An 8,464-nucleotide genomic window follows, 5' to 3' on the forward strand; every position below is an offset into this window, starting at 1 on the left:
GACGAACCCGCCCCCTCCTCCGCCTCACCCACCCGAAAGGCCCTCACATGACCCGTTCGACAGCCCGCCGCACCCTCAGCGGCGCCGCCGCCCTCACCCTCGGCAGCCTGATCCTCGCCGGATGCGCCGGCGGTTTCGATTCGCCCACCGGTTCGGAGGGCACCGCGCGCACGAGCCTAACCGCGGCGCTGCCGACCGACCCCAGCTCGATGGATCCGATCCGCTCGGGCGCCCTCGTGGTGCTGTCGGTCTTCTTCCACACGCACGACCAGCTCGTGAAGATCGCGGCCGACGGCACGCTGGAACCCAAGCTCGCGACGGACTGGAAGGCGAACGACGATCTCACCGAGTGGGAGTTCACGCTCACCCCCGGCGTCACCGCCAGCAACGGCGAGGCCGTCGACGCCGACGACGTGGTCTTCACCTACGAGACGATCCTCGGCGACCCCAGCGGCGAGAACTACGCCTATCTCTCGTCCCTCGACCGCGTCGAGGCGGTGGATGCCACCACCGTGCGCTTCTTCCTGAAGCAGCCGTTCTCGGCGTTCCCCCGCAACACCTCGCTGATCTCCATCGTGCCCGCCGACACCTACCAAAAGATGGGGGCCGACGCCTACGCTCAGGATCCGATCGGCTCGGGGCCGTACGTCTTCGACACCATCACCACGGGCGTCTCCTACGACCTGAAGCGCAACGAGGACTACTGGGGCCCCGCGCCCGCACTCGAGGAGATCTCGCTGCAGCCGGTCTCGTCCACCGAGTCCCGCGCGAACGGCGTGCTCTCGGGCAGCCTCGACGTCGCCCAGATCGGCCCGACCCAGGTGTCGTCGGTGAAGGCCGCGCCGTCGGCGCAGACGTTCTCCGCCGCCTCGAACGGCGTCGTCTTCCTCGGGGTGAACTCCACCTCCGGTCCCCTGAAAGACGTCCGCGTGCGCGAGGCGGTCGCCAAGGCCATCGACACCGGAGCGATCGTCGACTCCCTGCTGTCCGGACTCGCGGAGCCCGCCAAGGCGATGATCGCGCCGGCCGTCGAGGGCTATTCCGACTCCGTCGAGCCCGTCGCGTACGACCCCGACGGCGCCCGGGCGCTCCTCGCGGAAGCCGGATACGAGGGCACGCCGATCCCGTTCGACTACGCCACCGACGGCCGCATCCCGCTCTCCAGCGAGGTGGCGCAGAGCATCCAGGGGTACCTGCAGGCCGTCGGCATCGCCGTCGACATGCGCGGAGCCGACCAGCAGAGCCACACGCTCAAGGTGCGCGGCAAGGAGATGAAGGGGGTCTACCTCAACACCTGGGCCCCCTCCACCCTCGACGGCGATCTGCCTCTCACCGACTTCTACGAAACGGCGGGCAACAACAACTACGCGCAGGATCCCGCAACCTCCGCGTGGGCCGAGGAGCAGCGCGGAGTCGAGGGCGACGCCCGCCAGGCCGTCTTCGCGAAACTGCTGGACTACAGCAACGCGCAGGGCTACTTCGTGCCCCTGTACGTCCCCTTCAACAACTTCGCCGCCGTCAGCGGACTGAATTGGACCCCCCGCGCCGACGGCCTCTACGACTTCACCGGAACGAGCTTCGAATGAGCACCACCGTCCTCACGGACGTCCGCCCCTGGGGCGGTCCCCTCGCCGACGTCGTCCTCGAAGACGGCCTCATCTCCGGCATCCATCCCGCGGGCACCGCGACCGTCGAGCCCGATGCGACGACCGTCGCCGGCCGCGGCCGCTTGCTGCTGCCGTCGTTCGCCGACGTGCACGTGCACCTCGACTCCACGCGGATCGGCCTGCCGTTCCGCCCGCACACCGGGGTGCCCGGGGTGTGGGGGATGATGCTGAACGACCGCGAGAACTGGCGCCGCGCCGAGCAGAGCATGCAGCATCGCGTCGCGACGACGCTCGAGAGCGCGATCGCCCGCGGCACGACCCAGGTGCGCACGTACGCCCAGGTCGACGTCGATGCCGGAATGGAGCGATTGGATGCCGTGCTCGCGGCGCGCGAAGCCAATCTCGATCGCTGCGAGGTCGAGATCATCGCGTTCCCCCAGGCGGGTCTGCTGCGGGAGGCGGGGTCGATCGAGGCGCTCGATGAGGCGATGGGCCGTGGCGCGGATGTCGTGGGCGGGATCGACCCGTGCGCCCTGGACCGCGACCCCGTGCGTCATCTCGATGCCGTGTTCGAGATCGCGGAGCGACACGGTGCCCCCGTCGACATCCACCTGCACGAGCCCGACCAGCTGGCGAAGTTCTCGACCGAGCTCATCATCGAGCGCACCCGCGCCCTCGACATGCGCGGTCGCGTGACGGTCTCGCACGGATACGGCCTGGCAGGCCTTCCCGAGGCGGAACTGCGGGCGCTGCTCGAGCACTTCCGCGAACTCGGCATCTCGATGGCGACCGTGGCTCCCCGGTCTCCGCTTCCCACGCGCCTGCTCGACGAGTACGGCATCGCGCTGGGTCTCGGCCAGGACGGTCAGCGCGATTACTGGTCGCCCTACGGCAACACCGACATGCTCGACCGCACCTGGCAGCTCGCGTTCACCAACGGCTTCCGCCGCGACGACGACATCGAGCACTGCGTCGCGATCGCCACGGTGGGCGGACGCGCGGTCATGGGCCGGGCGGCCATGCCGGCGCGCGGCGAGGCCCAGCCCGGTCTCGGCGTCGGCGACCCCGCCGACCTCGTGGTGGTCGCGGGCGAGACCGTCACCGCGGCCGTCATGGACCGACTCAGCGATCGCACCGTGCTCTTCCGCGGGACCGTGGTAGCCGATGCCCTCGAGCTGACCGAGGGGAGCCGGGTCTGATGCTGCTGCTGAGCACACCCCAGCTCGAGGGTCTGGTCGACCGCACGGCCATCACCGCGGCCGTCTCGCGCGGGTTCGCCGAGATCGCCGAGGGCCATGCCGACCAGCCCGGCCCGACGTCGATGGCGACCCCCGCCGATTCGGCCCGCTTCATCCTGATGTCGGCGGTGTCCGAGGCGTCCGACCTCGCGGGGGTGAAGCTGCTCGCCGACGTGCCCGACAACGCGGAGCGTCGGTTGCCGACCCAGCGGTCGATGATCCTCGTCGTCGACCGCGTCGACGGGTCGCCCGTCGCCCTCCTGCACGGCGCGGTGCCCACGCGGGTGCGCACCGCCGCCGCCAGCGCGGTGGCCACCGGGGCTCTCGCGCGCCCCGACAGCCGCGCGCTGGGCCTCATCGGCGCCGGCGCCCTAGCGCGCGAGCACGCCCTGGCCCTGCGCGACGTGCGTCCCTTCGACCGGCTCGTGGTGTGGTCACGGACGCGGGAGCGGGCCGACGGCCTCGTCACCGACCTGCGCGACGAGGGGTGGCCGACGAGCATCGAGGTTGCGGCATCCCCTCGCGAGGTGGTCGAGCGTGCCGACGTGGTGTGCACGCTGACCCCGTCGGTCGAGGCCATCGTGGAGGGCGCGTGGTTGCGACCGGGACAGCACCTCAACGTCGTCGGCGCCCGCCCGCGAGCCGATGAACGCGAGGTCGACGGGGCCGCCATGGCGCGCTCGTCGATCTGGGTCGACGACCGGGCGACGGCACGGACGAAGTCGGGCGACCTCCTGCGTGCGATCGCGGAGGGGGCCATCGCGGAGACCGACGTCATCGGCACGATCGGCGAGGTCGTGGCCGATCTCGTCCGGGGCCGACAGTCCGCCGACGAGATCACGCTGTTCGACTCCGTGGGGATCGGCGCGCAGGACGTCGCGGTCGCCGACGTCTTCATCCGCGCCGCCCGCGAGCGGGGTCTCGGAACGCTCGTCGACCTGAGCGCGTAGCCGCCCGTCGCCCCGGCGGCGAGCGCCACTGCCGAGAAACGCCGTCCCTGCCGAGAAACGCCCCGACACCGCGTTTCTCAGCACGGACGGCGTTTATCGAGTCCCTCGCCAACCCGCGCCACGGCGTTCCTCGCCACGAACGCGCTTCTCGCAGCCCTCACTGACGCCCCCTGGAGAGCGCGGCGCCCCGCCCCCTCAGTCGAGGAAGATGTCCGGGTACATCGCCTCGTCCGGCGTGCCCGGCACCGCCGCGTACTCCGAGAAGTCGGTGACCCCGGCCTCGAGCAGCACGTCCTCGACGATCAGCGTCCGCCCGGTCAGCTCGCGCGACGGCGCGGTCAGCACCTCGTACGCGGCATCCGCGTAGATCTCGGGCGTCCGCGAGACGCGCATGAGTCGGTCGCCGCCGATGACGTTCTGCACGGCCGCGGTCGCGATGGTCGTCCGCGGCCAGAGCGTGTTGGCCGCGATCCCGGCGTCGGCGAACTCCGCCGCCAGCCCCAGCGTCGCCATGGTCATCCCGAACTTGGCCAGGCTGTAACCCGTGTGCGCTCCGAGCCACTTCGGGGTGACGTTCAGCGGCGGCGACAGCGACAGGATGTGCGGGTTCGACGCTTCGCGCAAGTGCGGCACGGCCGCGCGCGAGAGCAGGAAGGTGCCGCGCACGTTGACGTCCTGCATGAGGTCGTACTTCTTGGTGGCGAGTTCGAGCGAGCCCGACAGGTCGATGACGCTGGCGTTGTTGACCACGATGTCGATCCCGCCGAACTCCGCGACCGTGCGGCGGACGGCCTCGGCGATGGAGTCCTCGTCGCGCACGTCGCCCACGATGGGCAACGCCCGTCCGCCCGCCGCGCGGATCGCGTCGGCGGCGGTGTGCACCGTCCCCTCGAGCTTCGGGTGGGGCGTGTCGGTCTTGGCGAGCATCGCGATGTTCGCGCCGTCGCGTGCGGCGCGCAGCGCGATGGCGAGGCCGATGCCGCGGCTGCCGCCCGACATCAGGATGGTCTTCGCAGAGAGCGTCATGAGCGGCGTCCTTTCGCGGAGGCGGCGGCGAAGGCCGCGACCCGGGCCTTGGCGTCGGGGGTCTCGAAGGCGGCGCCGATCGTGGCGGCCTCGTCGTCGAGGTTCTCGGCCAGGGTCCGTCCGGCTCCCACGCGCACGAGGCGCGTGGCCTCTCCGAACGCGGCGGTCGCCCCCTCCAGCCAGAAGGACGCGATCTGCTCGACCCGCGCCGAAAGATCCGCGGATGCCACGACCTCGGCGACCAGTCCCCACTCGAGCGCCTCGGCGGCATCCAGCATCCGGTCCTGCAGCGGCAGCTGCAGTGCGCGGCGCTGTCCGATCGCCGCCGGGAGCAGGGTGGAGACGCCCAGGTCGGGGGTGAGCCCGATGTTGGCGTACCGGCTGACGAAGCGGGCGTTCTCGCTCGCGACGACGTAGTCGGCGGTCAGCATGAGGCCCAGGCCTCCGCCCGCGACGGCGCCCTGGACGGCGGCGACCATCGGCAGGGGCGCCTCGGCGAAGGTGCGGATGCCGTCGTGGATCGCCGCGGCGGTCTCGGTGACCTCGGCGCCCGTCGCGCCGGTCGTCGCCATCGCCACGACGTCGCCGCCCGCGCAGAAGGCGGGGCCTTCGGCATCCAGGATCACCGCGCCGACGGACGCGTCGGACGTGACCTCGTGCGCGACGTCGCGCCAGCGGCGGGCCATGGGGAAGTCCATGGCGTTGAGCGAGGCGGGCCGGTCGAAGGTGACCCGGGCCAGCCCGTCCCGGATCGAGAGCAGGATGCCGTCGGTCATTTCGGCGCCATCCGGATCGCGCCGTCGAGGCGGATCGTCTCGCCGTTGAGGTAGCCGTTGTCGACGATCGCGAGGACGAGCCGCGCGTACTCGTCGGGGGCACCCAGACGCGAGGGGTACGGCACCTGCTGTCCGAGGGAGTCCTGGGCGGCCTGCGGCAGCCCCTTGAGCATGGGCGTTTCCATGATGCCGGGGGCGATGGTGGTGACGCGGATGCCGTGGCGGGCGAGTTCGCGCGCGATCGGAAGGGTCATGGCGTGCACGCCGCCCTTGCTCGCCGAGTAGGCGGGCTGGCCGATCTGCCCGTCGAAGGCCGCGACGCTCGCGGTGTTGACGATGACGCCGCGGTCGCCGCCCTCGGTGGGATCGGTCTGCGCCATGACGGCGGAGGTCTGTGCGATGACGTTGTACGTGCCGATGAGGTTGACGCGGATCACGCTCTCGAAGTCGGGGAGTGGCGAGGGGGTGCCGTCGCGGTCGAGCACCTTGGCCGGAGGGGCGATCCCGGCGCAGTTCACGACCACGCGCAGGGGACCCGCCTCGGCGGCGCGGGCGGCTGCGGCGGCGATCTGCTCGGCATCCGTCACATCCGCGGCGACGAACGACCCGCCCAGCTCCCCGGCGATCGACGCTCCCGCGGACGAGGGCAGGTCGACGATCGTGAGGTGCGCCCCGGCGTCCGCGAGGCGGCGCGCGGTGGCCAGGCCCAGTCCCGAGGCGCCCCCGGTGACGAGGGCCGAGGCTCCGGTGATGTCCATGCGTTCTCCTTCGAAGCTGAAACCGGGTCCCACCCTAGCCGAGACTCAGGCTCGTGCGCGGCGGCGGAGACGCCGCTGCCAGACCCGCACCGGGTGCGTGCGGATCGCGGCCGTCGCCGCGCCGTCGACCAGCAGGATGACCTCTTCGGGCTTCCACCGGTAGGCCGCGGCGAGGTGCCGCCCCACCGCGTCGAGGGCGTCGGGGGTCGACAGCTCCGCACCCCGGGGCACGTCGACGGCGTCGGGGTCGAGGTCGCGGGCGGCGGCGCGCAGCTCGGTGACGAGCCCCCGCAGGCGCTCGGGACCGTAGGCCGCCGAGGCGAGGTCCCAGTCGCCGACGACGACCGCGGAGCCGGCCGGGCACACGAGCGGTGGCGGCGGCGCGGGTGCGGTGAAACGCAGACGGATCACGGCCGCCCCGACGACGAGGACGGCCACCCCTCCCAGCACCGTCGCGGGTGCGAACGAGAATCCGGCGCGGAACAACCCCGACTCCCATCCGGCCGCGAATCCCACGACGACCCGCGCCACGCAGTACAGCGCGAACACCGCCGTGGTGATCCCGATCACGCGCAGCGGGCCGTAGGGCTCGATGCGTGCGCGGGCGCACGCCCACGCGCAGGCCCCCGAGGCCACGGCGAGAGCCAGCGCTTTCACCGCGAGTGACGCGGGCAGCGGTACGGTCGCCGTCACGATCGCGACGATCAGGGTCAGCGCCAGCACGGCCGCAAAGGTCACGCGGGCGCGGCGGCCGTCTAGGACGGCGACCGCCACCGCGAGCAGCGCGGGCGAGAGCACCATCGCGACGTCGCCGAGGACCAGGGGCAGGATGCCGCCCGCCGCCGTGTAGATGAAGTACATCGCGCTGGAGCCGACGGCCGTCACCCCCGACACCGCCACGAACCGCAGGAAGAGGATCATCGGCGCGGGCGTGCCGATACGCGGCATGGCCACGAAGAGCACCACCGACGCGACCGCGACGCAGACCGCCAGCAATCCCCACGACAGCTCCATCGCACCTCCCCTCCGCTCATTCTGCCCCGGCCGGCGCCGGTCGGGGACGACGGGGCGCACGTAGGCTCGAACGGTGATCAAAGCCGGGTACCGGATCGAGAGCGTCCAGGTGGACGACCCCCGCGCGGTGCAGCTGCGCAGCATGCTGGATGCCGACCTCGACGAGCGCTACCGCGACGCCGACGCCGACGACACCCCGGCGTTCGCCGCGAAGCGCGCGGCCGCTCTGGCGGTGCATCCCGAGCAGATCGTCACCACGCTGCTCGCGGTCGACGACGACGGCACTCCGCTCGGCCACGTGATGCTGCGCCGGCTCGGCGCGGAGTGGGAGCTCAAACGCCTCGTCGTCGTGCCCGCGGCGCGGCGTCGGGGTGTCGGTCGGGCACTGACGGCCGAGGTCGTCGACCGCGCCCGCCGCGGCGGAGCCGCACGCGTGATCCTGCAGAGCGGGCGCATGCAGCCCGAGTCGCTGCGCATGTACGCGGCATCGGGTTTCACGCCCATCCCCGTCTACGAGCCCTACGTCGAGACGATGCCGCGCTCGCTCTGCTTCGAGTACGTGTTCTGACCCCGGCGCCCGCCCGGGCGCCCGCCCGGCGCCCGCCCGGGCGCCCGCCCGGCGCCGAGACCGCAGCCTTTCGCCGAGACCGCGGTGCTATGGCGCCGAAAGGAAGCGGGCTCGGCGATCACGTGCGGTCTCGACGGGCGCCCCACCGGGGCCGGCGGGGCGGCGCGAACGGGGCGTCACGTCCCGACGATGCGGAAGACCCCCGTCGCCACCGCGGCGCCGAGTGCCACGGCGACGAGCACCGCCGCCCCGACGAGGGCCACGGCATCCCGAGTCGACACGGTCGAGGGGCGCGCCCACGTGCGCTCGACGTCCGCACCGAAGCCGCGGGCCTCCATCGCCGTGGCGAGCGTGGTGCCGCGACGCACCGCGAAGACGAGCAGCACGAAGGCCATGCCGAAGAAGCGGCGGATCGCGCCGCGGTCGCCGAGCCCGCGCGCACGGCGGGCGAGGGCCATCGTGCGCCAGTCGTCGACGAAGAGCCCCACCGTCCGCGCCCCCGCGAGGACCCCCAGCACGAACCGGCT

9 protein-coding genes are annotated in these 8,464 nt (G+C 72.4%); 4 read left to right on the forward strand and 5 right to left on the reverse strand.

The annotated features are described in order from the left end of the window. The first annotated feature begins 47 nt into the window (after positions 1-47). From DBR36_RS06145 to DBR36_RS06155, 3 genes are read left to right on the forward strand one after another with little or no spacing between them, the layout of a single operon-like run. Positions 48-1,586, forward strand: a complete 1,539-nt coding sequence (locus tag DBR36_RS06145) for an ABC transporter substrate-binding protein (protein ID WP_108318034.1) — start codon at positions 48-50, stop codon at positions 1,584-1,586. Then, positions 1,583-2,806: an amidohydrolase family protein gene (locus tag DBR36_RS06150; protein ID WP_108318035.1), complete on the forward strand. Its 1,224-nt coding sequence runs from the start codon at positions 1,583-1,585 to the stop codon at positions 2,804-2,806. The genes DBR36_RS06145 and DBR36_RS06150 overlap by 4 nt, the downstream gene beginning before the upstream one ends. After that, entirely contained in the window at positions 2,806-3,795 is a 990-nt protein-coding gene (locus DBR36_RS06155) for an ornithine cyclodeaminase family protein (protein WP_258222588.1), read from the forward strand. Before DBR36_RS06150 ends, DBR36_RS06155 begins: the two co-directional genes overlap by 1 nt. A 195-nt stretch (positions 3,796-3,990) precedes the next feature. On the opposite strand, the gene DBR36_RS06160 is transcribed toward DBR36_RS06155, so the two are convergent. From DBR36_RS06160 to DBR36_RS17315, 4 genes are read right to left on the reverse strand one after another with little or no spacing between them, the layout of a single operon-like run. Further along, positions 3,991-4,821, reverse strand: a complete 831-nt coding sequence (locus DBR36_RS06160) for an NAD(P)-dependent oxidoreductase (protein WP_108318036.1) — start codon at positions 4,819-4,821, stop codon at positions 3,991-3,993. Next, a complete protein-coding gene (locus DBR36_RS06165) occupies positions 4,818-5,597 on the reverse strand; it encodes an enoyl-CoA hydratase/isomerase family protein (protein ID WP_108318037.1) in 780 nt (259 codons plus the stop codon). Before DBR36_RS06165 ends, DBR36_RS06160 begins: the two co-directional genes overlap by 4 nt. After that, positions 5,594-6,355, reverse strand: a complete 762-nt coding sequence (locus DBR36_RS06170) for an SDR family NAD(P)-dependent oxidoreductase (protein WP_108318038.1) — start codon at positions 6,353-6,355, stop codon at positions 5,594-5,596. Before DBR36_RS06170 ends, DBR36_RS06165 begins: the two co-directional genes overlap by 4 nt. 45 nt (positions 6,356-6,400) lie before the next feature. Continuing rightward, complete coding sequence (locus DBR36_RS17315) at positions 6,401-7,369, reverse strand: hypothetical protein (protein WP_146185252.1); 969 nt, start codon at positions 7,367-7,369, stop codon at positions 6,401-6,403. Positions 7,370-7,442: 73 nt separating this feature from the next. On the opposite strand from DBR36_RS17315, the gene DBR36_RS06195 reads away from it, so the two are divergent. Beyond that, complete coding sequence (locus tag DBR36_RS06195) at positions 7,443-7,937, forward strand: GNAT family N-acetyltransferase (RefSeq protein ID WP_258222589.1); 495 nt, start codon at positions 7,443-7,445, stop codon at positions 7,935-7,937. Positions 7,938-8,113: 176 nt separating this feature from the next. On the opposite strand, the gene DBR36_RS18235 is transcribed toward DBR36_RS06195, so the two are convergent. Then, positions 8,114-8,464 (reverse strand): energy-coupling factor transporter transmembrane protein EcfT (locus DBR36_RS18235; protein ID WP_258222590.1); only part of this gene is annotated, 351 nt, incomplete at its 5' end.

Source organism: Microbacterium sp. HMWF026 (assembly GCF_003061325.1).
GTDB lineage: Bacteria > Actinomycetota > Actinomycetes > Actinomycetales > Microbacteriaceae > Microbacterium > Microbacterium testaceum_E.

Excerpts from the sequence above, each read along its gene's own strand:
- DBR36_RS06145 (WP_108318034.1), top strand. The coding sequence starts at position 48 with ATGACCCGTTCGACAGCCCGCCGCACCCTCAGCGGCGCCGCCGCCCTC.
- DBR36_RS06150 (WP_108318035.1), top strand. The coding sequence starts at position 1,583 with ATGAGCACCACCGTCCTCACGGACGTCCGCCCCTGGGGCGGTCCCCTC.
- DBR36_RS06155 (WP_258222588.1), top strand. The coding sequence starts at position 2,806 with ATGCTGCTGCTGAGCACACCCCAGCTCGAGGGTCTGGTCGACCGCACG.
- DBR36_RS06160 (WP_108318036.1), bottom strand. The coding sequence starts at position 4,821 with ATGACGCTCTCTGCGAAGACCATCCTGATGTCGGGCGGCAGCCGCGGC.
- DBR36_RS06165 (WP_108318037.1), bottom strand. The coding sequence starts at position 5,597 with ATGACCGACGGCATCCTGCTCTCGATCCGGGACGGGCTGGCCCGGGTC.
- DBR36_RS06170 (WP_108318038.1), bottom strand. The coding sequence starts at position 6,355 with ATGGACATCACCGGAGCCTCGGCCCTCGTCACCGGGGGCGCCTCGGGA.
- DBR36_RS17315 (WP_146185252.1), bottom strand. The coding sequence starts at position 7,369 with ATGGAGCTGTCGTGGGGATTGCTGGCGGTCTGCGTCGCGGTCGCGTCG.